This window comes from Paraburkholderia phenazinium (assembly GCF_900141745.1).
GTDB classification, from domain to species: Bacteria; Pseudomonadota; Gammaproteobacteria; order Burkholderiales; family Burkholderiaceae; genus Paraburkholderia; species Paraburkholderia phenazinium_B.
In genome coordinates, this window is sequence record NZ_FSRM01000001.1 from 1,636,990 (window position 1) to 1,661,812 (window position 24,823).

19 protein-coding genes and 2 pseudogenes are annotated in these 24,823 nt (G+C 58.2%); 15 read left to right on the top strand and 6 right to left on the bottom strand.

Features of this window, described 5'->3' with window-relative positions:
* The first annotated feature begins 23 nt into the window (after positions 1–23).
* Together BUS06_RS07640 and cysM are read left to right on the top strand one after the other, a co-directional pair.
* On the top strand, positions 24–416 hold the full coding sequence (locus BUS06_RS07640; RefSeq protein WP_074263731.1) for a ComEA family DNA-binding protein: 393 nt from the start codon (positions 24–26) through the stop codon (positions 414–416).
* A 286-nt stretch (positions 417–702) separates the two neighbouring features.
* Positions 703–1,605 carry a cysteine synthase CysM gene (cysM, locus tag BUS06_RS07645; RefSeq protein WP_074263732.1) on the top strand — a complete coding sequence of 301 codons (903 nt, stop codon included), beginning with the start codon at positions 703–705 and terminating at the stop codon, positions 1,603–1,605.
* 361 nt (positions 1,606–1,966) lie between these two features.
* Here the strand turns inward: cysM and mltB are convergent.
* A pseudogene (mltB, locus tag BUS06_RS07650) lies at positions 1,967–3,190 on the bottom strand (lytic murein transglycosylase B); the annotation flags it as partial.
* A gap of 215 nt (positions 3,191–3,405) precedes the next feature.
* Here mltB and BUS06_RS07655 point away from each other — a divergent pair.
* Together BUS06_RS07655 and BUS06_RS07660 are read left to right on the top strand one after the other, a co-directional pair.
* On the top strand, positions 3,406–4,329 hold the full coding sequence (locus BUS06_RS07655; RefSeq protein WP_074263733.1) for a histone deacetylase family protein: 924 nt from the start codon (positions 3,406–3,408) through the stop codon (positions 4,327–4,329).
* A gap of 88 nt (positions 4,330–4,417) precedes the next feature.
* Complete coding sequence (locus tag BUS06_RS07660; protein ID WP_254368776.1) at positions 4,418–5,317, top strand: enoyl-CoA hydratase; 900 nt, start codon at positions 4,418–4,420, stop codon at positions 5,315–5,317.
* Positions 5,318–5,385: 68 nt separating this feature from the next.
* On the opposite strand, the gene BUS06_RS07665 is transcribed toward BUS06_RS07660, so the two are convergent.
* Positions 5,386–6,333 (bottom strand): alpha/beta hydrolase, encoded by a 948-nt coding sequence (locus BUS06_RS07665; protein WP_074263734.1) that lies wholly within the window; start codon positions 6,331–6,333, stop codon positions 5,386–5,388.
* Between the two features lie 246 nt (positions 6,334–6,579).
* Between BUS06_RS07665 and BUS06_RS07670 the strand changes: the two genes are divergently transcribed.
* From BUS06_RS07670 to BUS06_RS07695, 6 genes are all read left to right on the top strand, one after another.
* A complete protein-coding gene (locus BUS06_RS07670; protein WP_074265957.1) occupies positions 6,580–7,614 on the top strand; it encodes a methionine ABC transporter ATP-binding protein in 1,035 nt (344 codons plus the stop codon).
* Positions 7,604–8,257 carry a methionine ABC transporter permease gene (locus tag BUS06_RS07675; protein WP_074263735.1) on the top strand — a complete coding sequence of 218 codons (654 nt, stop codon included), beginning with the start codon at positions 7,604–7,606 and terminating at the stop codon, positions 8,255–8,257. The genes BUS06_RS07670 and BUS06_RS07675 overlap by 11 nt, the downstream gene beginning before the upstream one ends.
* Before the next feature lie 47 nt (positions 8,258–8,304).
* Complete coding sequence (locus BUS06_RS07680; protein WP_074263736.1) at positions 8,305–9,105, top strand: MetQ/NlpA family ABC transporter substrate-binding protein; 801 nt, start codon at positions 8,305–8,307, stop codon at positions 9,103–9,105.
* A gap of 244 nt (positions 9,106–9,349) precedes the next feature.
* A complete protein-coding gene (locus tag BUS06_RS07685) occupies positions 9,350–10,099 on the top strand; it encodes an electron transfer flavoprotein subunit beta/FixA family protein (protein ID WP_074263737.1) in 750 nt (249 codons plus the stop codon).
* Between the two features lie 13 nt (positions 10,100–10,112).
* Positions 10,113–11,048 carry an electron transfer flavoprotein subunit alpha/FixB family protein gene (locus BUS06_RS07690; protein WP_074263738.1) on the top strand — a complete coding sequence of 312 codons (936 nt, stop codon included), beginning with the start codon at positions 10,113–10,115 and terminating at the stop codon, positions 11,046–11,048.
* Positions 11,049–11,151: 103 nt separating this feature from the next.
* On the top strand, positions 11,152–12,942 hold the full coding sequence (locus BUS06_RS07695; RefSeq protein WP_074263739.1) for an acyl-CoA dehydrogenase: 1,791 nt from the start codon (positions 11,152–11,154) through the stop codon (positions 12,940–12,942).
* A 144-nt stretch (positions 12,943–13,086) separates the two neighbouring features.
* Here BUS06_RS07695 and BUS06_RS07700 read toward each other — a convergent pair whose 3' ends face one another.
* A complete protein-coding gene (locus BUS06_RS07700; protein WP_074263740.1) occupies positions 13,087–14,373 on the bottom strand; it encodes a D-amino acid dehydrogenase in 1,287 nt (428 codons plus the stop codon).
* Positions 14,374–14,542: 169 nt separating this feature from the next.
* On the opposite strand from BUS06_RS07700, the gene BUS06_RS07705 reads away from it, so the two are divergent.
* The 5 genes and pseudogenes from BUS06_RS07705 to BUS06_RS07725 all read left to right on the top strand — a co-directional run bounded on the left by BUS06_RS07705 (position 14,543) and on the right by BUS06_RS07725 (position 20,941).
* On the top strand, positions 14,543–15,031 hold the full coding sequence (locus tag BUS06_RS07705; RefSeq protein WP_074263741.1) for an Lrp/AsnC ligand binding domain-containing protein: 489 nt from the start codon (positions 14,543–14,545) through the stop codon (positions 15,029–15,031).
* Between the two features lie 112 nt (positions 15,032–15,143).
* A pseudogene (locus tag BUS06_RS07710) lies at positions 15,144–15,425 on the top strand (PA0069 family radical SAM protein); the annotation flags it as partial.
* Between the two features lie 170 nt (positions 15,426–15,595).
* A complete protein-coding gene (locus tag BUS06_RS07715) occupies positions 15,596–16,909 on the top strand; it encodes a tyrosine-type recombinase/integrase (protein WP_074263742.1) in 1,314 nt (437 codons plus the stop codon).
* Positions 16,899–18,728: a phage integrase SAM-like domain-containing protein gene (locus BUS06_RS07720; RefSeq protein WP_074263743.1), complete on the top strand. Its 1,830-nt coding sequence runs from the start codon at positions 16,899–16,901 to the stop codon at positions 18,726–18,728. Before BUS06_RS07715 ends, BUS06_RS07720 begins: the two co-directional genes overlap by 11 nt.
* A complete protein-coding gene (locus BUS06_RS07725; RefSeq protein ID WP_074263744.1) occupies positions 18,728–20,941 on the top strand; it encodes a hypothetical protein in 2,214 nt (737 codons plus the stop codon). Before BUS06_RS07720 ends, BUS06_RS07725 begins: the two co-directional genes overlap by 1 nt.
* Positions 20,942–21,428: 487 nt before the next feature.
* On the opposite strand, the gene BUS06_RS07735 is transcribed toward BUS06_RS07725, so the two are convergent.
* The 3 genes from BUS06_RS07735 to BUS06_RS07745 form a co-directional block, all read right to left on the bottom strand.
* Complete coding sequence (locus BUS06_RS07735; protein WP_143787475.1) at positions 21,429–21,998, bottom strand: hypothetical protein; 570 nt, start codon at positions 21,996–21,998, stop codon at positions 21,429–21,431.
* Between the two features lie 62 nt (positions 21,999–22,060).
* Positions 22,061–22,552 carry a hypothetical protein gene (locus BUS06_RS07740; protein WP_074263747.1) on the bottom strand — a complete coding sequence of 164 codons (492 nt, stop codon included), beginning with the start codon at positions 22,550–22,552 and terminating at the stop codon, positions 22,061–22,063.
* Between the two features lie 111 nt (positions 22,553–22,663).
* Entirely contained in the window at positions 22,664–24,604 is a 1,941-nt protein-coding gene (locus BUS06_RS07745; RefSeq protein ID WP_074263748.1) for a DUF262 domain-containing protein, read from the bottom strand.
* Positions 24,605–24,823: the final 219 nt, after the last annotated feature.

Genomic DNA, 24,823 nt, shown 5'->3' on the forward strand with positions numbered 1-24,823 from the left:
AGGTTGTAAGAGGGAGATTCCATATGTTGCGAAAAATCATGGTTACGGCGGCAATGCTCGCCGCATTCGGCCACGCCTACGCGTCGGTCGACATCAATACGGCCAACGAGGCTGGGCTGCGTGGCATCAAGGGCATTGGCCCCGCCAAGGCGAAAGCCATTCTCGAAGAGCGCGACGCGCACGGTCCGTTCAAGGATCCCACGGATCTCAGCAAGCGTGTCAAAGGCATGGGCGGGCATACCGTCGAGCGCCTGCAGGCGGAAGGTCTCGCTGTCGGTCCGGCTGGTGCTGCTGCTGGGGTACAGGCTGCGGCGCCTGCGCAGGGCAACGCCGCGACCGCTGCGACCGCAGTGTCTCAGCCGGCTACGGCAACGGGTGCGCAAAAGGGTAGCGCGGCAGTGGTGGTGAAGAAATAGACGCATGCGGCGGCGCGTGGTTATGCGCGCGCCGCCGTATCGTTTAGCGTTCCTTCAGGTTGGAGTGAAGTCGGCATACAACACTCCTTCAGCTGTCACTCAGATGACTGGCTCCCGCGGTACTCGGCCGCGGGCTTTTTGCGTTGCACGCCGTTTATACCTATACGTTATATCGGCATACCTTTGCGACGATGCATCCATGCCGTTACAAGGGCCGCACGGCAGGGCGACGCACGGTGGTTTAGAATCGTTGGATTCAATACTCCGCGCAGCGACAGCACCCCATATGGCTTACAAAACGATTGAAGACACGATCGGCAATACGCCGCTCGTCCAGCTTGTCCGCTTGCCTGACGATGAGATCCGCAGCCGCAACAACGTGATCCTCGGCAAGCTCGAGGGTAACAATCCGGCGGGCTCGGTGAAGGACCGCCCGGCATTGTCGATGATCAAGAAGGCCGAAGCGCGCGGGCGCATCAAGCCGGGCGACACGCTGATCGAAGCCACTAGCGGCAACACCGGTATCGCGCTGGCGATGGCGGCTGCTGTTCGTGGCTACAAGATGGTGCTGATCATGCCGGAAGACCTGTCCGTCGAGCGTCGTCAGAGCATGGCTGCGTACGGCGCGCAGATCGTGCTTACGCCGGTGACGGGTGGCATGGAATACGCACGCGATCTCGCCGAGCAGATGCAGCGCGAAGGCAAGGGCATCATCCTCGACCAGTTTGCGAATCCGGATAATCCGATCGCTCACTACGAATCGACCGGTCCGGAAATCTGGCAGGAAACCGAAGGGCGTATCACGCACTTCGTTTCGGCCATGGGCACTACCGGCACGATCATGGGCGTGTCGCAGTATCTGAAAGAACAGAATCAGGCCATCGAGATTATTGGTGCGCAGCCGGAAGAGGGTTCGCGCATTCCGGGTATCCGCAAATGGCCGGAAGCGTATCTGCCGAAGATTTTCGACCGCAGCCGTGTGGATCGCGTCGAGAACGTGAGTCAGGCGGCGTCGGAAGCGATGGCGCGCAAGATGGCGGCAGTGGAAGGGATTTTTTGCGGTATTTCCTCGGCGGGTGCTTGCGAGGTGGCGTTGCGCATTGCGCGGCAGGTCGAGAACGCGACCATTGTGTTCGTGGTATGCGATCGCGGCGATCGGTATCTTTCGACGGGCGTGTTCCCGGCGTGATGGAGCTTGAGTAAACGCGGCGGATGCGCTTGATGGGTCATTCGCCAAACAAAAAAGCGCCGGCTATGACCGGCGCTTTTTTGTTCAGGCCGTGCTTCGAACACGGTAAGCCGGTTGCGCGCGCTTATTGCGAGTCTGACGAGTCCGGCGCAGGCGCAGGCATACCCATCGGCGGAGGCATCGGGCTGGCCGAAGGAGGCACGGCCATCGTCGCGGGCGCGGAAGAGGGCGGCAACGAACCCGCTGGCATCGAAGACGGCGGCATTGAATTCCGAGTGACGGAGTTTGGCGGCATCGCACCCTGCGGCAGCGCCCCTGGCGCCATCGAACCAGGCGGCACCGCACCCTGTGGCACCAACCCCGGCGGCGTGGACCCAGGTGCGCCGTGGTTGTCCAGATCGCCGGACGCCTCCAGTTGGGCCTTGATTCTCTCGCCGAGCTGATACACCGACAGCGCATAGAAGAAGCTACGGTTATAGCGCGTCAGCACGTAGAAATTCTTCAACCCCAGCTTGTATTCGGTAGGCATCCCGGGCGTGGGCAAGTCGATGATCGTCACCGGCGTGGCGGCCTCGGCGTTCATATCGAGGCCCGGCTGATCGAGCAGCATGCCGGCGTGCAGCAATTGCTCGAGCGGCCAGTGCGGTTCGGGTTGACCATCCGCGCCAGCTTGCGCGATACCCTGGCTGCCGGCATCCGAGCCGATGTTCCACACCACCGGTCGACCGTTTTCCCAGCCGTTCTGTTTCAGATAATTTGCCACACTGCCGATTGCGTCAGCCTGACTGTTGCGCAAATCGATCTGCTTGTTGCCGTCATACGAGATCGCATACTGCACGATGCTGCTCGGCAGAAATTGCGGAATACCGATGGCCCCGGTGTACGAGCCGAGCACCGAGGTCGGATCGATTTGCGAGTCGCGGGTCCAGACCAGATAGTCCTCGAGATTCTTGCGGAAGGTCTGCTCGCGATCGGCGCGGTTCGGGGTGTTCGGGTAATCGAAAGCGAGGGTCGTCAGCGCGTCGAGCACGCGGAAGTTGCCCATGAAGCGCCCGTAGATGGTTTCCACGCCGAGAATGCCGACAATCACTTCCGGCGGCACGCCGAATTGCTCATAGGCACGCTGCAGTGTGGCCTGGTTGTTACGCCAGAAGCGCACACCCGCGTTGATGCGGATCGGATCGAGGAAGCGCGCCTGATAGGAGCGCCAGTTCTTCACGGACGGCGCGGTCGACGGCGCCGGCGTGACGAGCTTGACTGCGGTCGCCGAGTAGCTGACGCCGGCAAACAGCGCGTGCAACGCGGTGGGATCGAAGTCATAGCGCGCCACCATGTCGTTGATAAAGCCGTCGACATCCGGATTGTTTGCGTAGCGCTGCGGAATGATCTCTTCTTCAAAGGTCTGCCCTTGCGGTACCGCCTGCTGGGGCTGACTTTGCGCGACCAGCAACGGAGGTCTGGCGACGCTGGTCTGTGCCTCGGCCGGACTGGCTGCCGCGAACGCGCACCATGCAACGTATAGCGCAGCGGCCATGTTCTGGATGCATAGCCGGTTTCGTGCGGACAGAGCAAGCTTAACGGTCATAGTGAACTGGGAGCGCAGTGCGAAGGGGTCGGAGGGCGGCAGAAGATTACGGGGCAGTATACCCGAGGCCCATTGCAGAACTGTGCAGAACCGTTGCTACAGTCCGAAGCGTGCAGAGGGTGTGGTAACTTGATGGTGTTGGGCGCGCCGCACGTGCGCGCCTTTGGACGGAGACACGCGGTTCGCGTTCGCGCGACGCGTCGCAGAAGAGAATCATGGCAACAGCCTTCTATTCCCACGCAGACTGCCTGCTGCACGAGATGGGCGCATGGCATCCGGAATGTCCAGCGCGCCTGCAGGCAATCGAAGATCAACTGATCGCAAGCCGGATCGACGCGCTGATCGAACGCGAGTCGCCGCCGCTTGCCGATGAAGCCGCGCTCCTGCGCGTACATACCCAGGCGCACGTCGACTATGTGCGGAGCCGTTCACCAGACGCAGGTTACGCGGAGATCGACCCGGACACGTCGATGAATCCGCACACCTGGCAAGCCGCGCTGCGTGCCGCGGGTGCCGCGGTGGCCGCGACCGATGCCGTCATTGAGGGACGCTACGACAACGCCTTCTGCAGCGTGCGCCCACCGGGTCACCACGCCGAGCCGGCCCGTGCGATGGGCTTCTGCTTCTTCAACAACGTTGCGATCGCGGCGCGTCATGCGTTGGAAGTGCATGGTCTGCAGCGGGTGGCGATTATCGATTTCGACGTCCACCACGGCAACGGCACCGAGGCCGCTTTTTCCGGCGACTCGCGGGTGCTGATGTGCAGCTTCTTCCAGCATCCGTTTTATCCATACACCGGGGCCGACAATCAGGCGCCCAACATGGTCAACGTGCCGATGCCGGCGCGCTCGAAGGGCATGGAAGTGCGCGAGGCGGTGGACATGCTGTGGCTGCCGCGCCTGCATGCGTTCAAGCCGGAGATGGTGTTCGTGTCGGCGGGTTTCGACGCGCATCGCGAGGACGATCTCGGCAATATGGGCCTCGTCGAGGCCGACTACGTGTGGCTGACCGAGCAGGTTCGCGAGATCGCCAACCGACATGCGAATGGGCGGATCGTGAGCTGTCTGGAGGGTGGGTATAACCTGTCGGCGCTTGGGCGCAGCGTGGTCGCGCACTTGAAGGCGCTGGCGGAGATCTGATTGCGTCGATGCGCCTCTGAGCGGTGTTCGCGGACTTCTTCGCGAGGTCGGAGCGCCGGGTGAACTGGGCGAACCAAAGCGAGGGTGGATGATGAATTCGGACAATCAAACCTCTGGCATGGCTGGCACAAGCGCTTCGGGAGCCGGCAGGGGAGGAGCAGGCGCTGCAGAATCCTGCGTCGCCAAAACTCCTGAGGCGGCAAACGGCGCAGCACTCGTCGAGGTTACGCATGATGCCTATGGCGTCCTCGGTGTCGTGCGTTTGACGATGAACCGGCCCGAGGCGTTTAACGCGTTGTCCGAGGCCTTGCTCGACGCGTTGCAGGACGCGCTCGCGTCCATCGCGCAAACGGATGCGCGCGTTGTGGTGATCGAAGGCGCGGGTCGCGCCTTTTGCGCGGGACACGATCTGAAAGAGATGCGTTCGAAGCCATCGCTTGCCTACTATCAGGCGCTGTTCAGCCGCTGCACGAAGCTGATGTTGGCGATCCAGCGCTTGCCGCAACCGGTGATTGCACGTGTACATGGGATTGCGACCGCCGCCGGTTGCCAGCTGGTCGCGATGTGCGATCTGGCTGTTGCGGCCGACACGGCGCGCTTTGCGGTATCCGGGGTCAATCTGGGGCTGTTTTGCGCGACGCCTGCGGTGCCGTTGTCACGTAATCTGTCGCGGAAGGCGGCGCTCGAAATGTTGCTGACCGGCGACTTCATCGATGCGCACGAGGCCCGTCAGCAAGGCCTCATCAACCGCGTTGCAGCAGCGGACGAACTCGATGCGGCAGTCGCCGCGCTGGCGTCGAGCATTTGCGCGAAGCCCGTCGAGGCGGTACGCGCCGGCAAGGGCCTCTTTTACCGCCAACTCGAGATGGGCGTCGAGGCAGCGTATCAGCTCGCTGGCCAGACGATGGCTTGCAACATGATGGACGAGTCCGCGCTCGAAGGCGTCCAGGCCTTCATCGACAAGCGGGCCCCGGACTGGCACCGCTGAGTTTGAGAGCTCCCGGCGTGCTGGCGCCGCGCACAGGCATCCCTCACTGCGCATCGGTTATACGAGGCTCAACTGCAATGCGCCTCAATCCATCCAATCAGTTCACCGATCACCCGCTCGCGGTCGAGGTCGTTCATCGTTTCGTGATAGCTCGCTTCGTGCAGCGTGAGCGTTTTATCGGGCGAACCGGCATGCTTGCCGAAAACGCGGCTACCTTCGGGTTCCGTGAGTTTGTCAGCGGTGCCGTGGTACACCAGCAATGGCACACGCAAACCCGCACGGCCGCGCTCGATACGCTGCATTGCCAGCAGAATCTCCGCGCCGGTGCGCGCGGGAATCGAACCGTGGTGCACCAATGGATCGTTGCGATTCGCCTCGACCACTGCGGGGTCGCGCGAGAGCAGCGCCGCGTCTATCTTCATGGCCGGAAAGCCTGGCCAGACGCGGCTGATGATCTGACTCATGGTCAGCATCCAGCGCGGTACGTCGCGCCCTGGGGCGAGTGCGGGGCTCGACAGGATGAGACCCGCCAACTTATGACCACTGCCCGGCAGACGCTCGATGGCATATAGCGCGGCAATTGCCCCGCCCATGCTGTGGCCCATCAGAAACAACGGGGCATTGTCGTGCGCGGCGACGCTGAGCAAGGCCTCGGCGTCGAGCAGATAGTCGTCGAAGCGCTCGATGCGGGCCCGCTTGCCGGGCGCGCTGCCATGGCCGCGCAGGTCGATGGCGAGCAGTTCGATGCCGGCGGCGTTCAGTCGCCCGGCGAGCGCCGCGTAGCGTCCTGCATGTTCCGCTAGCCCGTGAACCAGTGCGACCGTCGCCCGCCGGCCGCCGACGGCGGGCCAACGGTACAGCGGCAACTCGGTTCCGTCGCGGGTCGTGACAGTCGACAACGCGGCCGCACCGCCTCGTTTCACGGCGTCCACACCGGTCGCACCGCCTGCATCTCCCGCTGCTCCTGCCGCACCCGCAGGCGACGGCCGAGCATTGTTGTCCTGAGTAGTCTCCATATCCGCCGTGTTTATTCATTGTGGTTCTGATGCGCCCGATCATAGCCGCACGCTCGTGACACGCGCGAGCACCGCGCGCGGGACTCGCCTCTAATTCCTCCCAGTTATGAAAAGATCGGAATTGATTATTAAAGGGAATGTCGACGCTGCGGTAGAATCGCGGCTCAAATCCCAAATAAAAGTCACGGCGGCCGCTTGCCGGGAGCGCATCTACGCTCGCGGGCAGTTCCGCCGTTTCGTTTTTTCATGATCGAAATACGTAATATTTCCCAGCGCTTCGCTGGGCCCCGGGGCTGGGTTGAGGCGTTGCACAAGGTCAACCTGTCGATTCCGGCGGGCGAGGTGTTCGGCATCATCGGCCGCAGCGGCGCGGGCAAGAGCACGCTGGTTCGCACCATCAACCTGCTGACGCGCCCCTCCGAAGGCAATATCGTCGTCAACGGCCGCGATCTCACGACGCTCTCCGCCGCGCAACTGCGCGAGGCGCGTCGCGAGATCGGCATGATCTTCCAGCATTTCAACCTGCTCTCATCGCGCACCGTGTACGAGAACGTCGCGTTGCCGCTCGAGCTCGCCGGCATGAAGCGCGACGAGATCGACGCGAACGTGCTGCCGCTGCTGGAACTGGTTGGCCTCACCGCGCAGAAAGACCGTTATCCGGCGCAGATCAGCGGCGGCCAGAAACAGCGTGTGGGGATTGCCCGGGCGCTTGCCAGCAAGCCGAAGGTGTTGCTGTCCGACGAGGCCACCTCGGCGCTCGATCCGGAAACCACCCGCTCGATTCTCGAACTGCTCGAGCGCATCAATCGCGAGCTCGGCCTGACTATCGTGCTGATCACCCATCAGATGGATGTGATCAAGCAGGTTTGCGACCGCGTCGCGGTGCTCGATGCGGGCAAGGTCGTCGAACACGGCAAGGTCATCGATGTCTTCCTGCAGCCGCATCACGAAGTGACACGCGCGCTGATCGGCGACGTGATCGCCCAGGAGCTGCCGCCTGCGCTGAAGGCGCGCGTTGCCGAGCGCCTGAAGACCGGCCGCGGCCATCTGCTGCGGCTCGCTTTCACGGGCACGGGTGTCGATCAACCGATCCTTTCTGAAACGATTCGTCGCTACGAGCTCGATTTCAACATCCTGCACGGCCAGATCGACGAGATCCAGGGGCAGGCATTCGGCTCGCTCGCGGTGCTCGCCGGTGGCGAACCGGAGAAGGTAGCGCAGGCGCTGACGTATCTGCGCGAGCAAGGCGTGGTGGTGGAGGAAATGTCCTATGTTGAGTGAAATGCTGGATATGTTCGTCCAGTCGTTCTGGGAGACGCTCATCATGGTGGGCATCTCCGGACTGGTGGGCGCTGCGGTGGGCTTGCCGCTCGGCGTGCTGCTGTATCTGACGGACCGTCAGGGCGTGTTGCAGAACGTCGCGCTGAATCGCTCGATGGGTGTCGTCATCAATGCGGTGCGTTCGACGCCCTTCATCATCCTGCTGGTCGCTGTGATTCCGTTTACGCGCATCGTGGTCGGTTCGTCGATTGGTACCGCTGCGGCCGTCGTGCCGTTGACGATCGCCGCGGCGCCGTTCATCGCGCGTCTGGTGGAAACGGCGCTGCGTGAAGTAGACCGCGGTCTGATCGAAGCCGCTCAGGCGATGGGTGCTACCACCAGTCAGATCGTCTTCAAGGTGCTGTTGCCGGAATCGTGGCCTGGCGTGGTCGCCGGTCTGACGATTACGTTCGTGTCGCTGGTGGGCTACTCGGCGATGGCCGGCGCAATCGGCGGCGGCGGCCTCGGCGATCTGGGCATCCGTTATGGCTATCAGCGTTACGAGCCGGACGTGATGTGGACGGTGGTGCTGATCCTGATCGTGTTTGTCCAGTTGGTGCAGTCTTTCGGGGATTGGCTCGTGCGGCGTCTGAGCCATAAATAAAACAAGGGTTGGCGAAACCCGTTTGAAGGGATTGGAGAAGGTCAGTCATGCAACGTCGTTTTATTCTGAAGGTCGCGGCCGCTCTCGGCGCGGCAACATTATTCGCCGCCAACACTGCGGCTTACGCTGACGACACGATCAAGGTCGGCGTCACGGGCGGTCCGCACGCGGAGTTGATGGACGTGGTGAAGAACGTCGCCGCGAAGAACGGTCTGAACATCAAGATCGTCGAATTCGCGGACTACGTGCAGCCGAACGCCGCGCTCGCCAGTGGCGATCTCGACGCCAACAGTTATCAGCACGACCCCTACCTCGAAGCGCAAGTGAAGGATCGCGGCTACAAACTGATCCGCATTGCCGATACGGTGACCTTCCCGATGGGCATCTACTCGAAGAAGATCAAGTCGCTCGCCGAGTTGCAGCCGGGCGCGAAGATCGCCGTGCCGAACGATCCGACCAACGGTGGCCGCGCGCTGCTGCTGTTGCAAAAGCAAGGACTGCTGAAGCTGCGGACTGATGCCGGCCTGAAGGCCACGCCGCTGGATATCGTCGACAATCCCAGGAAGCTGAAGATCGTCGAACTCGACGCTGCGCAGATCCCGCGCTCGCTCGGCGACGTGGATGCGGCGGCGATCAACACCAACTACGCGATGCAAGCGGGGCTGAAGCCGAAACAGGACGCGATTGCGATCGAGGATCCCAAGGGGCCGTACGTGAATGTCATCGCAATTCGAGAGGCTGACCGGAACAAGCCTTGGGTCGCGAAGCTGGTCGCGGCGTATCACTCGCCGGAAGTGAAGCAGTACATCGACACGAAGTACGGCGGCGCGGTGATCGCCTCCTGGTAAGGCCCACCGTCAGATACCGCATGAGTTCTATCGACGGCAAACGATGAATTAGAGTCGCGAATCGGAACCCGGGGTTGTCACCCGGGTTTTTTCGGGATTAAAATAGAACGATCGTTCGTTATTGCTGTCACGCCGCTGAGGAGCGCTATCCTCGATGTAAACCAGCCTGCGGCACGGCTGTCGCCGAGAGCCAGTCGTTATAATGTCCGTTGGGTTGACGTATTCGTAACTTTGGAGCGTGTGCATGAAAATCCTGGTGCCAGTGAAGAGAGTGGTCGACTACAACGTGAAAGTCCGGGTGAAATCGGACGGCACGGGCGTCGACATTGCGAATGTAAAGATGTCGATGAATCCGTTCGACGAGATCGCCGTGGAAGAGGCGGTGCGTCTGCGGGAAGCGGGCGTGGCGACCGAAGTGATCGCCGTGTCGGCGGGCGTGACGCAGGCGCAGGAAACGTTGCGCACGGCGCTCGCGATCGGCGCGGATCGCGCGATCCTGATCGAGTCGTCGGAAGAACTGCAGCCGCTGGCTGTCGCCAAGCTGCTCAAGGCGCTGGTCGACAAGGAACAGCCATCGCTGATCATTCTCGGCAAGCAGGCCATCGACGACGATTCGAACCAGACCGGCCAGATGCTGGCTGCCCTGGCAGGGTTGCCGCAGGCGACATTTGCGTCGAAGGTTGTCGTGGCTGATGGCAAGGCAACGGTATCGCGCGAGGTGGACGGCGGCGCGGAAACGCTGTCGCTGACGCTGCCGGCTGTGGTCACCACGGATCTGCGCCTGAACGAGCCGCGTTACGTCACGCTGCCGAACATCATGAAGGCGAAGAAGAAGCCGCTGGAGACGCTCAAGCCGGAAGACCTCGGTGTTGACGTGACTCCGCGCCTGAAGACGCTGAAAGTCGTCGAGCCGCCCAAGCGCTCCGCTGGCGTGAAGATCGCCGATGTGAAGACGCTGGTCGAGAAGCTCAAGACCGAAGCCAAGGTGCTGTGAGGAGACGGACGAAATGACGATTCTGGTAATTGCGGAACACGACAACGCATCGCTGAAGGCTGCGACGCTGAACACGGTGGCAGCGGCAGCCAAGATTGGCGGCGATGTGCACGTGCTGATCGCAGGTCACAACGCGCAGGGCGCGGCGGACGCTGCAGCCAAGGTCGCAGGTGTCGCCAAGGTGTTGCTGGCCGATGCGCCGCAACTCGAAGCAGGCCTCGCGGAAAACGTCGAAGCGACGGTGCTGAACATCGCGAAGGACTACTCGCATATCCTCGCGCCCGCTACCGCGTACGGCAAGAACATCGCCCCGCGTATCGCAGCGAAGCTCGACGTCGCACAGATCAGCGATATCACCGCCGTGGATTCCGCCGACACGTTCGAGCGCCCGATCTACGCAGGTAATGCGATCGCAACGGTGCAGTCGAGCGATCCGGTCAAGGTCATCACGGTGCGTTCCACCGGCTTCGACCCGGTGGCAGCAGAAGGTGGCAGCGCAGCGGTCGAGAAGATCGAAGCCGCAGCCGACAGCGGCCTGTCGCAGTTCGTGAGCCGTGAAGTCACGAAGCTGGACCGTCCAGAGCTGACGTCGGCGTCGATCATCGTTTCCGGTGGCCGGGGTCTGGGCAGTGGCGAGAACTATACGAAGGTGCTCGAGCCGCTGGCGGACAAGCTGAACGCGGCACTAGGTGCCTCGCGTGCCGCAGTGGACGCCGGCTTTGTGCCGAACGACTATCAGGTGGGCCAGACGGGCAAGATCGTCGCGCCGCAACTGTACGTCGCGGTGGGCATCTCGGGTGCGATCCAGCATCTGGCCGGCATGAAGGACTCGAAGGTCATCGTGGCGATCAACAAGGATCCGGAAGCGCCGATTTTCAGCGTCGCCGATTACGGTCTGGTGGGCGATCTGTTCACGGTAGTGCCGGAACTGGTGAGCGAACTCGGCTGACCATAACAGCGCCATAAAAAAGGCGTCTGGCAGCAAACGAAGGGACGCAGGGACCGATAAGTCCAGCGTCCCTTTTTATATCGCAGGCAGGAGGAGAACTGAAATGAGCTATACGGCGCCCGTCAAGGACATGTTGTTCGTGATGAAAGAACTGGCCGCACTCGAAGACATTGCGAAGTTGCCCGGTTTCGAAGATGCCAACCTCGACACCGCGCAGGCCGTGCTCGAAGAATCGGCCAGGCTGTGCGGCGAAGTGCTGGCGCCGTTGAACGTCGAAGGCGATCGCAACCCCAGTAGCTGGAAGGACGGCAAGGTCACGGCAACGCCGGGTTTTGCCGAGGCGTTCCGGCAATTCGCCGAGGGAGGCTGGCAGGGTGTGCAACATCCTTTGGACTACGAAGGTCAAGGGTTGCCAAAGCTGATCGCAACGCCGTGCGTCGAAATGCTCAACGCGTCCAATCTCTCCTTCGCGCTATGTCCGCTGCTCACCGACGGCGCGATCGAAGCGCTGTTGACTGCCGGCACGGAGGCCCAGAAACAGACCTATGTGCCTAGGCTGATCTCCGGCGAATGGACCGGCACGATGAACCTCACCGAGCCGCAGGCCGGCTCGGATCTCGCGCTGGTGCGCACGCGTGCCGAACCGCAGGGCGACGGCTCGTTCAAACTGTTCGGCACCAAGATTTTCATCACTTGGGGCGAGCACGACATGGCGAAGAACATCGCCCATCTCGTGCTGGCCCGCACGCCGGGTGCGCCGGAAGGCGTGAAGGGTATTTCGCTCTTTATCGTGCCGAAGTTCCTCGTCAATGACGACGGCTCGCTCGGCGAGCGCAACGACGTGCATTGCGTGTCGATCGAGCACAAGCTCGGTATCAAGGCGAGCCCGACGGCCGTGCTGCAGTTCGGCGATCACGGTGGCGCGATCGGTCATCTGATCGGCGAAGAGAATCGCGGTCTCGAGTACATGTTCATCATGATGAACGCCGCGCGCTTTGCAGTGGGCATGCAGGGTGTGGGCGTATCGGACCGTGCGTATCAGAAGGCGGTCGCGTACGCCAAAGACCGCGTGCAAAGCCGGCCGGTCGATGGCTCGGCCAGGCAGTCGGTTTCGATCATTCATCACCCCGACGTGCGCCGCATGCTCGCGACGATGCGTGCGTTGACCGAAGGCTCGCGCGCACTCGCTTACGTCGCCGCCGCGCATTGCGATATCGCGCACCGTCACCCGGACGAAGCGAAGCGCAACGAGCACCAGGCGATCTACGAGTTCCTCGTGCCGATCGTAAAGGGCTGGAGCACGGAGTTGTCGATCGACGTGACCAGTCTCGGCGTGCAGGTGCATGGCGGCATGGGGTTTATCGAAGAGACCGGCGCGGCCCAGTACTATCGCGACGCGCGGATTCTGCCGATTTACGAAGGCACCACCGCGATCCAGGCGAATGACCTCATTGGACGCAAGACGTTGCGTGACGGTGGCGCGGTGGCGAAGTCGCTGCTGGACGGTATTGCGCAAACGGTCGAAGCACTCGGCTCGCAGCAAGGCGCGGCTTTCGAGTCGATGCGGCGTCAGCTCGCGCAGGGACATCGTGCGTTGACGGCGGCGGTGGAGTTTGTTGTCGCCAACACGAAGCGCGATCCGAATGCGGTGTTTGCCGGCAGCGTGCCGTATCTGAAACTGGCGGGCATCGTGCTCGGCGGCTGGCAGATGGCGCGTGCGTTGCTGGTGGCTGCGGAGAAGCGTACCGAAGATCCGTCGTTCTATGGGGCGAAAATCGCGACCGCGCAGTTCTACGCGGAGCATGTGCTGCCGCAGGCGGTCGCGCTTGAAGTGGCGATTGTCAGCGCGAAGGGGGATGAGGGTGTGCTGGCGCTGTCGGAGGATCAGTTTTGACGTTGCGCGTGAATTGAGTGCGAGACTGCGTGATCGATGAGATCACGCGAAAAACAAACGGCGCCTGGAAGCTTGCAGGCGCCGTTTGTTTTGAGAGGGGCGGACAGCGTTACTGTCGTTCCGGTTGGTAACTTGCCAAATCGCTCAGGCGTAAGCCGGACGCGTTGCACCACCCGTTTCGCCGAGGTAGCGATGCACCGACAGGTCGTCCGCCTGAATGGCAGGCTGCTTGCCCGACATCAGGTCCGCCAGCAGTTGGCCCGAGCCGCACGACATGGTCCAGCCGAGCGTGCCATGGCCGGTATTCAGGAACAGGTTCGACACCGGCGTGCGGCCGACAATCGGCGTGCCGTCCGGGGTCATCGGACGCAGGCCGGTCCAGAAGCTAGCCTTGGCCGTGTCGCCACCGCCCGGGAACAGGTCGTTCACGCACATCTCGAGCGTCTCGCGACGCGCCTGACGCAGCGACTTGTCGAAGCCAACAATCTCCGCCATGCCGCCGACGCGAATCCGGTCGTCGAAACGCGTAATCGCAATCTTGTAGGTTTCATCGAGCACGGTCGACACCGGCGCGGCCGCGGCATTGACGATTGGCGCGGTGATCGAATAGCCCTTCAGCGGATACACCGGAATCTTGACGATGTCCGCGAGGAACTTCGTCGAATACGAACCGAGCGCCACTACGAACGCGTCGGCGCGTACCAGTTCACTACCGCATTGCACGCCGGCGATCCGGCCGCCCGCCATGGCGAGCGCGTCGATCGGCGTGTTGTAGCGGAATGTCACGCCCAGTTCTTCAGCCAGCGCCGCGAGGCGCGTGGTGAACATCTGGCAATCGCCGGTTTCGTCGCCCGGCAGACGCAGGCCGCCCGTCAGCTTGTGGGCAGTTGCAGCGAGTGCTGGCTCGGCACGCGCGAGTTCGTCCGGCGACAGCAGTTCGAACGGCACATTAGCGTCTTTCAGCACGGCGATGTCTTTCGCGGCGCCGTCGAATTGCTGCTGCGTGCGGAACACCTGCAGCGTGCCGCCGGTACGGCCTTCGTACTGGATGCCGGTGTCGGCGCGCAGGGCCTGCAGGCAGTCGCGGCTGTATTCGGCAAGGCGCACCATACGGCCCTTGTTGACCGCATAGCGCGACGACGTGCAGTTCTGCAGCATCTGCCACATCCATTGCAACTGGAATTGCGTGCCGTCGAGGCGGATGGCAAGCGGCGCGTGCTTCTGGAACATCCACTTGACAGCCTTCATCGGCACGCCCGGCGCGGCCCACGGCGACGCGTAGCCCGGCGAGATCTGGCCAGCGTTGGCGAAGCTCGTTTCGAGCGCCGGACCGGCTTCGCGGTCGATCACCGTGACTTCATGACCGGCGCGTGCAAGATAATAAGCGCTCGTCACCCCGACGACGCCACTGCCCAAAACGACGACTCGCATAGCTGCTCCAGAAGGTTCTTTGGGGCTCGCGCGTCCTTGGAGAAATCAGCTCGTTTGTAGATAATTCGATTAACGAGGTGATACGCTTTCAGCCCAGTGTTATCCGCTATAGTATTGAGTGTCAGGTAGGTTTTGTTATTGTATTTTTCAGATTTTTAGTAAAAAGACCATGCGAACACACCGTCAACCGATCCGTGCGCTCGACAAGCTCGATCACAAGATTCTCAGGCTGCTTCAGCAGGACGGCCGGATGGCGATGAAAGACCTCGCCGAACAGGTTGGGCTGTCGGTTACGCCGTGCATCGAACGGGTCAAGCGGATGGAGCGCGACGGCGTGATCACCGGCTACCACGCGCGTGTCAATCCGGCTGAGCTGGGCGCTGCGCTGCTGGTGTTTGTCGAGATTACGCTCGACCACAAGAGCGGCAACATGTTCGACCAGTTTCGCCGCGAGGTGCAGAAGATTCCCGAGGTGCTCGAGTGTCATCTGGTGTCGGGCGACTTCGACTACCTCATCAAGGCCCGCATTGGCGAGATGGCCGACTACCGGAAGCTGCTCGGCGATATCCTGCTGCAGCTGCCCGGGGCGGTGCAGTCGAAGAGCTACGTGGTGATGGAAGAAATCAAGGAAACCTTGACGATCGCGGTGGGCGAATAGGCCGCCGGTAAGGTAAAGACGGGACTCGACAAACGGCTCAAACACTGTATATTTATACAGTACCGGTAAGCCGTTTTTTCGTTTCCGTTTTCTGTTTTGGCCTGACCTCGCCGTGACTGATTCCGTCCCCGAATATCCGATCGCTCCGCCTACGCCCCACAAAGGGCGCGGTGCCGTGACGAACCTGCAAGGCCGCTATGAGCTTGACCAGCGCGAAGCGGTGGACGACGGCTGGGCGCTAAATGAGGAAGAGGACGGCAGTTCACCCAAGTTGCGCACGCAGATCTTTGAAGAGCGTGCCAAAACCATCCTGACCCGCAACGCATCGCCCGACATCCCGTTTAACGTCTCGCTCAATCCTTATCGCGGTTGCGAACACGTTATGCGACAATGTAGTTGTTCACTGACTTAGACTATAAGCAATTGGTTTTAATAAATATTTTTTATAGTTTAGGGCAAGCGCGGAGCGCGCGCAGCTTCAAGTGTGGTCAAGTCGTGAACCCGTAGGGCCATCCACAGCCTTGTGCTGTGGGTGGACGACTTGTCCACACGGATATTTGTCACATGAATTCGTTCGAGATTTCATCAGATGAAGTCGTAATTGCTGACGACGAGGACGTTTCTGATTGGTCGATAACGCGAGCGACTCATGGTCCAGTCGCGGTCGAACATGGCAAGTCGACTGTAATTCTCAAACATGCGAGAAACCGGCCTCTACCAAAGGGATTTCCCATAATCCTGGACGACAAAACAGGCATCATATGCGAGCCGGCTTTCATATTTCTCGCTGAAGAGTTTTCCGGGATAGGAGCGGCAGTGTTCGTTTTGAACACAGTCTTGGCCTATGCAAATGACTTGAAATCGTGGTTCGTATTTTTGGAAGAGTTTGGAGTTGCTTGGAATACGGCTACATCGGCCCATCTTAATTCTTTCCTCGAGTTTCTGAGTGGTGCCATTTCGCCTATTACTGGCGTTGAATACGCCGTTGGTACGATAAATCGGCGCCGGATGATTATTGCCAAGATGTATGAGTTCTGGCGAAAGCAGAACCTAGAATGCGCTGTTCCAGGGTCGCTTTTGAGCGAGCCCGACTTGTCAAAAAAAGCAAAGGGAAAGGCAAGAAGGCCGGTCGGGATACTTACCCCAATTCAGCAACAAACTCTCTTAAATGCGCTTGGCTGTGAGCCGAAAAAGTGGAATCCGGAGGATGCGTCGAAGTCATCAAGAAATCGGATATATGGCGATATTGCACTCATAACTGGTATGCGTATTTCCGAGATTTCCTCATTGAGGGCGTCACAATTCACTGGTTTCGCCGTTATCGACTTGGTGGAGACCGAATTATATCCGGTGAATGTTCGGCGAAAAGGAGGGATGGTAAAGCCTGTCCTATTTTCGGGAGACCTGATTTCTGAGATTTTGGATTACATCCAGGGCGAGAGGAATCATATTCTCAATTCTCTGAACATTAAGAGAAATTCGTTAATCTTAAACTCTTTGTCCGTTCATGCACACAAGGGGAAGCCTCCTTCTGTTCGAACTATTCAGCGAGAATTTTCCGAAGCTTGCATTAAGTTGGGATTCACTGAGGTCGTGGAGTGTACGTCATTCGCAATGAAGTCAAGCGACGAAATCATATCGGATACTTTCTCGAAAATTGTCTCGAAATATGTTTTTCATGACCTTCGCCACACATTTGCAGTTACGACCTACTACGCTCTGAAGTTTGCGGGAGACGAAGAGCCCTGGATGAATTTGGCTGACCGATTAGGGCACGCTGACCCTCGAACGACCATATCGATTTATTTGGCTGGTACTAGAACGTTCGAAGGTCGAGTCACCGACCGATTTATGGAGGCTATCCGTCGTGAAGTCTAAAACTGGCTCCCTGCTCTATTCTCAGCTTTCGAGTCAGCAAAAGCTCGTGCTTTCGAAAGGGTCGGCAGACGTATTGGTGGCTGACCAGTTTGGGAGTTTTACTGGTCCCAAAGAAAATTTGCCGAATTTCCAGAAGGCGCTGTCTATTCTGAGAATTGTGGTTGAGGGGTTTGCGATTGCCGAGGCAATAGTTGTCGGATACATAAGAGTTTGCAACGGGCAGAGCATCAAATCGAAGGGCGTTTATCGAATTCTTGTAACCAATTTGAATTTTGGTTTTTTGCAATTTTTACGTGAAAAAGACTCGACGGATATTGCTGTTGTTCAGATTGATACGGAGATGGTCTCCGACTTTTTGCTGTGGCTGAAGTCGGGTGAGCGTGGCCTGAGCGACGGTACCGCTAAACAGTATTTTTCTATATTCAGGCGCATACTGGAACGGTTGAGGGAAGAGCGATATAAACTCGCGGCCGACCTTTCGTTTCCGAGAAATCCCTTCCCCGACGTGCGCAGTAGTGTGAAGAAGACTAAGCGGTTGGATGACATCACATACGGAAAAGTCATCCGGGCTTGCATGTCTGAGATTGACCTTCAATTGAATGTCTTGCTGCCTGCCTGGGAATCGTGGGACTCAGACGAGATGGTTGAGCCAGATGACACGAAGAAGGGGTCCGGTCGCTATAGTGACATCAGAGCAGTTTGGACTTGGGTGCGCCGCAATGTTCCGGCTGGAACACTTTTGCCTACTTTGGAAGACATAGAGAAAACTCATCCGGATGTTTCGGATGCTGTTCAAAATCACCGTGCCTCTAACGTCACTCGGCCCTTTTACCCCAGCCCAGAGGGAATCTTCCCGTTCATCTTACTTTTGTTCGTGTACACCTTTGCTAACGCTGAACCGTTGTTTGGTCTGCTTCAGTCGGGTGTGGATGAGCAAGAAGTAATGGGGATTCGTCGAACGGTTCTGGATTTGTATAAAAACCGGTCTGATACCTATCAACGAACCTTCGCAAAGGACGAGAGCGACCGATTCTCGCCGGAACAACTTCTTAAGGTAATAGAGCGCTGGACCGGTCATATTCGACCGCTCGCGGGCTCGCACCCTCAGCACATCTTTTTATTTGCGACAAACAGGCGCCGCGTTCGTGGCTTCTACACTATCGAGCATGACGGTGTCGGTTCGGATGTCGCTTGGAATGCCGCGGTTGACAGGTTTTGCAAAAAATATGATTTGCCGAAAATTCAAACGCGAATCGTAAGAACGACGGGATTGGATGTAACTCGAGAATTGCACGATGATGACATTCTTGCGGTATCAGCAGTCGCTGGCACTAAAGCTGGGGCAACGTTGGAGTTCCATTATGAAGGCGAGCCGACGAAGCTTCGGCGTGCTGAGAAGCTTCTGCCGGTGATGGTCGCCTACGAGCGTTGGGCTTACCTTGGAGGGAAGCCTGATACTCGTCGCACTCCGGGAGATTCTGACGTACTTGCAGCTACGCCGGGTTGGGGGTGCCTGGACCCTTTTGCGTCACCGATTCCGGGCGAAAGGGAGGGGCGCAGTTGTCAGGCAATGGGACGATGCCCGGCATGCCCGCTCGGTTTTTTGGACTTGACTTCGCCATATGCGCTGGCGCGGGCAGTGCAACTCGCCGATGAGCTGAAGGCGGCACGGTACTATCTTGACCACTCGCGGTGGAAGGCTGCCTACGAGAGAGCGCTGCAATACCTATTGAAGAAATGGTTGCCAGCTTTCACATCGCCGGAGGTTATCGAAGCAGCAAAGAAGTTTTCGCTATCTCCGATAGGGAGGGTCGAATAATGGTCACGACAAATCCAAAGCGTGTGATGACGCCGGTTGACCGGAAAGAGATGCGAGTATCATCCCGGTCATTCTGGACCGATGACATATGGTACTTAGATAATCCGAAACCTGGTCAGAAAAACGTTATTTATTGGAAATATCTGCTGCCAGATGGAAGCTGGACGACTGACCCAGAGAACTTCGAGATTCTTGAGTCATTCCGAGAGGCGTTCTGGGGCATGTTGTCGGACGCAGGTTGGTACGGCACCACGTTGGCAGTTGGTGGTATGGAGAACATTGCCACCGGCGCCCGTTCTTTGTTCCGCTGGATGAATTACCGAGGCCTACGTTCTGTCGGAGACTTAACTCCTGTTAATCAGAATCTCTATCTTGAAGACATCCCGGGGATAGTTGTCTACGGGAACGACTTTTATGGAGAGCGGCTCCGTGACGCTGAGTTCGAGCCGGATGATTTTGAAGTCGAGGAGGATGACGAAACCGCGGATGTGGACGCTAGTCAATCGGTTGAGCGGGAATACGAAGAGACGTATTCGGACGAGGACGAGGGCGAGGGCGAGGGCGAAGTTGAGGAATCTGAGCGCGACCAGTTGACGTGGTCCAAAGTCACGGCACGTATAAAGCCAATCTATTTTCTATTCGCTCAAAAAGCAAAGTTGGCCGCGCGGGGTTTTGGTTTTATTCAAAACGAGCCCTTCGGTGGTAGGCGTCTGAATAAAGTCACCGGCACGATTGCTAAACATACCCTAAATCGAATTCCACCTTTGCCAGATGAGGTCGTCGGGCCGCTCCTAAGAATCGCCATCGAATGGCTTGAGGTCAGGTCGGCAGACATCCTTGCAATGCAAGATTTATTGCTCAATGCGCGAGCTGAGCGTGAAGATTCGGGAAATTATTTAACGCAAAAGGCGGGGCGTGTAAAAGCGGCATTGGAAAGTTACCAATTTTTAGATGGAAGCAACATTTACGAGCCGTGGGGTGTGAAAAATATAGGTGGTCTCGGTCAAAGGCATCCAGCAATCATCTTAAGATATTGTTTTAATCGTTTAAGAGACGCTTGTGTAATTGTGCTTCAATACCTTATCGGTATCCGGCCAAGTGAGGTTTGCGGTATTGCCGGCGGTATGAACGAGACGACTGGGCTTCCAACTTGTGTCGGCACTATCCGTCTGAGGTCAGGCTTTATGGAAGCGTTCAACCTTATATCTACGCTATCGAAAGGAGTCGAACGGCTTCGGTTGGAGGAGTGGTCGCTGGCGTGCCGGCCCGCAGGTTCGACGCATCTGCCTCTAACGGTTCTTGCTCTTCAGGTTCTTGAGCGGCTCATGTCGCCGTGGCGAAAGCTCGGTGGATATGACTCAATGATAGTCGGACTCACATTGGCACATTCTTTCCCGTACTCACCGGCAAACATAGAGCCGGTTAGCGTTGGGTTTTTGGGAAAACACCTAAAAATCTTTATCACGCGTGAAGTTGACTTTAGTGGCCTGCCAGACAAGAGTCATCGGGGCGAAAGCCTCGTGGAGTATCGCAAATCGGGCGGCCGGAATATTTCGGCTCGGCATGCGAGAAAGACGTTTGCGGCCTTCATTCTCGAGACCCGCGCTTCACTTCTCGGTGCGGTCAAGGACCACTTTAAGCACATGAGTGTTTCGACTACCGAGGGGGCCTATTTCCCGCAATCGACGCGTATGCGAGGCGACATAAACAGCGTAGGGACCTTGGACAGCGTATCGATGTTCATGCAGGCAGTTCGAGGGCGAAAGTTTGTTGGACGAATGGCTGAAGCAGTCCACCGTTACTTTAGTGGGCCTGAGTTTCAGGGAAACGTCGATGACAACGACCTCTTCAAGAAAATTAAGGCGTTCGTGATAAAACATGACCTGAGAATATTCTTCAACGACCATGGCAAATGTTTTATCAAGGTTGACCCGTTGGCTTCACGGTGTCGCCAGGCGACGGGTACCGCGCATATCATGATGACTAAGCCTGATTACACGGTTCGTTCTCCGAGCATGTGCGGAGGCTGTGCAGTCTTCGCTATGGATGCGGAAAACCTTCCGTTTTGGAAAGACAGAACCATTCGTTACGCGTCGGATGCAGAAGCCGCTAGGAAAGATGACAGGGAGCATGAGTATCGTGTCCATCTTGCGCGCGCGCAGCAGGCTGAGCAATTTGTCAAACTCTTGACGGATTTTGAAGATGACCGATGATTCTATGGAGCAAGACGATGTCGCTTCGGACTTTCTGCAAGCGCTTGAGCGGCTACAGCGAGGAGTCCCGGGCAATGAGGAACTGCAGAGCCGGCACGCAGCCGGTCGACTACGCGTCAACGTTGCTTCGGTCGCGTTGGAAGCAGGCCATTCGAGAACTCTTATCGGACACGACAAGTGTCCCTATCCTAATGTTCGGAAGCAGGTACTATTGGCCGTGAGGGGGGACCCAGAGAAGAAAAGCGAGACCCTCAAGAACAAAATAGTGCGTCTTCGAAATGAGAACTCTGAGCTTCAGGACAAGCTAGACCTTGTAGTGACCGCAAATGCCGAATTGCTGTTGCGTGTCCGGAATGCAGAGAAGGGGTTGTTTGGAGATGGGCGGCCGCTAAAACGCGCGACAAAATCAGAGAGGCTGGGAGCTATCTCGATTGTTGGTAAGAAGCAGTCTACGCCCTAGCGCAACCGATACTCGCAGACAGGTGTTCTAGGGCTCGAGTAGCTTACGCCCGTCGACGCGCACCGCCACTGGTACATTGGTCGCGTTGAATGACAAGGCAATGACCTTGCTGCGCTTGCCGACAGGAATAGGCTCAGGCCACTGAGCTTTCATGACTCCACCAATCGGATGTGTTACCGCAGCGTAGTGAACCACATATGGCACATGCTCACGCGGCCACGGTCTGTTATGCGACACATCCCGCGAATGGTCCCCGCGCCGGGGCAGCAAGGGGCGGATGCCATACGATACGCATCCTCCGATTGCAATTTCGTCGGAGCTTTCTCCATATGTCACAGCGCGTTCAATCCGCAAGCGTTCGCCATCGCGCCAAGCCAGCATCAAGCATCTCAGTTGAATTTCCGCAGTGCCGTTCTGATTGAACCGGATTTCCCAAAACGCATACAAAATCTTCGGAGCCTCAAGTCCTGCAGGGGACATCATCCGCACATCATAGACTGCGCCGTGGGCAGCTCGTAGGCTTTGGCGGTCAGGGCTGAAGTCGAGTGAGGTCAGCTGCGAAACGAGAACTGGGGCGCTGAAGTAGTAGGAGAACACTTCTCTCCCGTCGGTGATGTGGGGGGAACGGACAGGCCGTACGACTTGGGCCCTTCGAGTCGCTAAAGCAAGTCCGTAAGGTTATTGTCTCCAGAGCCGCAGAAGTAGACATCACCAAAGACCTTGCTTTTGAAGACCTGCATGTCGTGGAAATATCGGAACCGATGATGGTCGTCGATGCCGTAAATGACCGCGAACGACACGCTACTCCGCTCCGCCTCGTTCAATCCGTTCAATTCACCGAGTATGAATTCTTCGGACATCTCCTCACCTCTTTCGAGGCGTTCGGAAATTCCCCGCACGATACTGCGGGCCACGAACTCGGTGCCGGCATACGCAAACATCCCTTTGCGCCCGAACGGATGTATCTTCTGTGACAGGTCGCTTATTTTCATTGGCCCTAACGCTGTCGGAATTTCAAATTCCGACTCAAGAGGCCGTACCACGGAGGGGAGAGCAACTGGCTCCTTCACGAAGCGTGCTGGCGAAGTCAAGATTGTGTCTGTGATGACGACCGGAAATGTGTCGGCAAACAGAACAACTGTAATTGTCATATTGGCTTACCCCGGCCTACGGTTGAGGTTTCCTTGTCGACGTATATCACGCAGACACCGCATCAAAGTCGATGCTGCGTAAGTACTTGCGCGAGAGTGCCGCTTCCGCCATCACGCTATGCTGATTTCGGTTGACTCGTCAGCAACCTCCCCACCGTCCTCCTCGACGTCTTCTTGGTAGGAAGCAAGGCGGTTGTCATATAGGCCCACGCCAAGTTGCCTTACTGCATCCAACCCCCACAATACTGCCGCAGCCTTCCTGATTTGAGCGCTGCGCTTTTTGCAGTTGTTGACTCCCCAGTGAGGCTTGTCTAACAGGTTGCCCCTGTAATCTGGGGTTGCTAGCAGCTCGTTGAACGGCACCTTCTTTTGTTCACGGAGCCACGCGAGCTTTTCGACGAATGGCAGATTCTGCATACCTCTGTTATCTGGTATGGGGAGCACAGTCAGATTGCCAAGGTGGTCCACCCATTGGGACATGACTTTCCAATGTGCACGACCTTCGCGAGTATCGCGGTCCGCAGGTGTCTGTGGATATATGTGCTCGATGTCCCATCCTTTGAAGCGCTCTTCCGACTCGAACCAGACGCTGTCTTGAAACGGGGAGATGTCCATGCGCGTGAAAGGTGCCCATTCCTTAGCGTGTTGCAAGTGGACCCCGTACCTCCAGAAAAAATAGTGAATGAGGTGTCGATAGTCCTTGTGAAAGCGCGCGCTATCGAGTGCAGTATCGGGAAAAACCTCCGCAGCAAACTGCTCAAGAGTCGTGTCTTCTCCGAATTCACGTGCCTCGTCCTTGCTCCAGTACGGCGTATTGGCCCAGAACAGTTGATGCACCGCATCCGCCGCTCGAGAAATGGGATTGCCCAACGCATCGAACCACGTGCCCTGATACAGCTGACGCGCTACCCGCCATTTATATGACCTGCCATGATTACTGTTCTTTTTTGCGAGGGCACTGCGAAATGACGTGATTTCACAGAAGCGCACAAGGTCAGCGGCTTCGGCCTGCCAGCGCAGAATCGCAGCAACGATTAAAGGCTGCAGTTCTCCGTCCCTGCCAAGGCGTGCGAAGTCCAACAAGGAACGCTTAAGATTGTGCCCCCAGGACGAGGGGGTTGCCTCGTAGGGTCGTTCAACTGCGACCCACGCTTCAGCGACGCGTACCAGTGAGTTAAGATAACTCTCAATCCAACTGGCTATAGATTTCTCGTTTGTGAACGCGTCGTCTATTGCAGCATTGACCTCCGCAAGCACCCGGTCTGAACTCTTGAATTGCTTTTGCGTAAATAGTATCCAATGCACTCGCAAAAGCTTGTCGGAATCGAAGGGCTCGGCCTTGTTACTTGGGTCAAGACGGCGATACAACGTGTCGTAGCGCTCCGTGATGAAGTCTTCGATTGCAGCCCGTCCTGCTTGGTCCCGCTCGACCGCAGCCCATTCGATAAGCTTATTCTTTACAAGGTCAAACTGCGAGACTTCCTTGCCGCGAAGATTTATTCGTTCGAACAGCCCGGTCGCTCCCGCTAACGACGGCGCGACATATACGATGACTTGCGCGCTTAGCAGGGTGTTTAGAGTCAAGCTTTTCTCTGCACATAGCGTTTTGAACGCCTGCGCCATACGTCTTTGGGAGAGCGATTGCTCTATCTCGCCACCTGACGATACGAGTGCCTTGGCAAAACCTACGTCCGCGTGACGCGGTGATATCCAAAGAGAAGATACCCCCGTATCCCCAGACCGCAAGACTCGCTCAGTCGCCCCCGAGGCGCCGATGGCTAACATCAAAGTAGTTAGCCGCTGCTGCCCGTCTACGATTGCGAAGCGCCCGTTCGGTTGTGGGCATACGACCACAAGCCCTAGAAAGAGCTGGATATCTTTACGCTGTGCCTCGGAAAGGTCGCCAATAAGTTCGCTGACCTGCTTCTCGCTCCAGTCGTATGGGCGCTGAAAGGCGGGTATGTCAAAGCCAAATTCGAGCAGTTGCTGAACACTGGCAAGGCAAGACTGCCCCGGGGCAAGTAGCGACGGCAGCATCGAAATGTCTGTCATTGGTTTTGGCGTTCCTAAGGCAATGTGTAAGGCGACCTCAACGACGCTTCGACAGGGCGGCCATCGGGAGTGTTGCGGCTATTGCGACGCTCCCGTTGCCGACCTTGGTTACTGTCGCTTCTGGGTTCGAATTGCAAAAGACTGAATGCGCGTGTATCAGGAAAGATATCGGCCGTATCCTGATTTTCTTAAGGGCACGAGTGTCTCTGTCGACAGCCT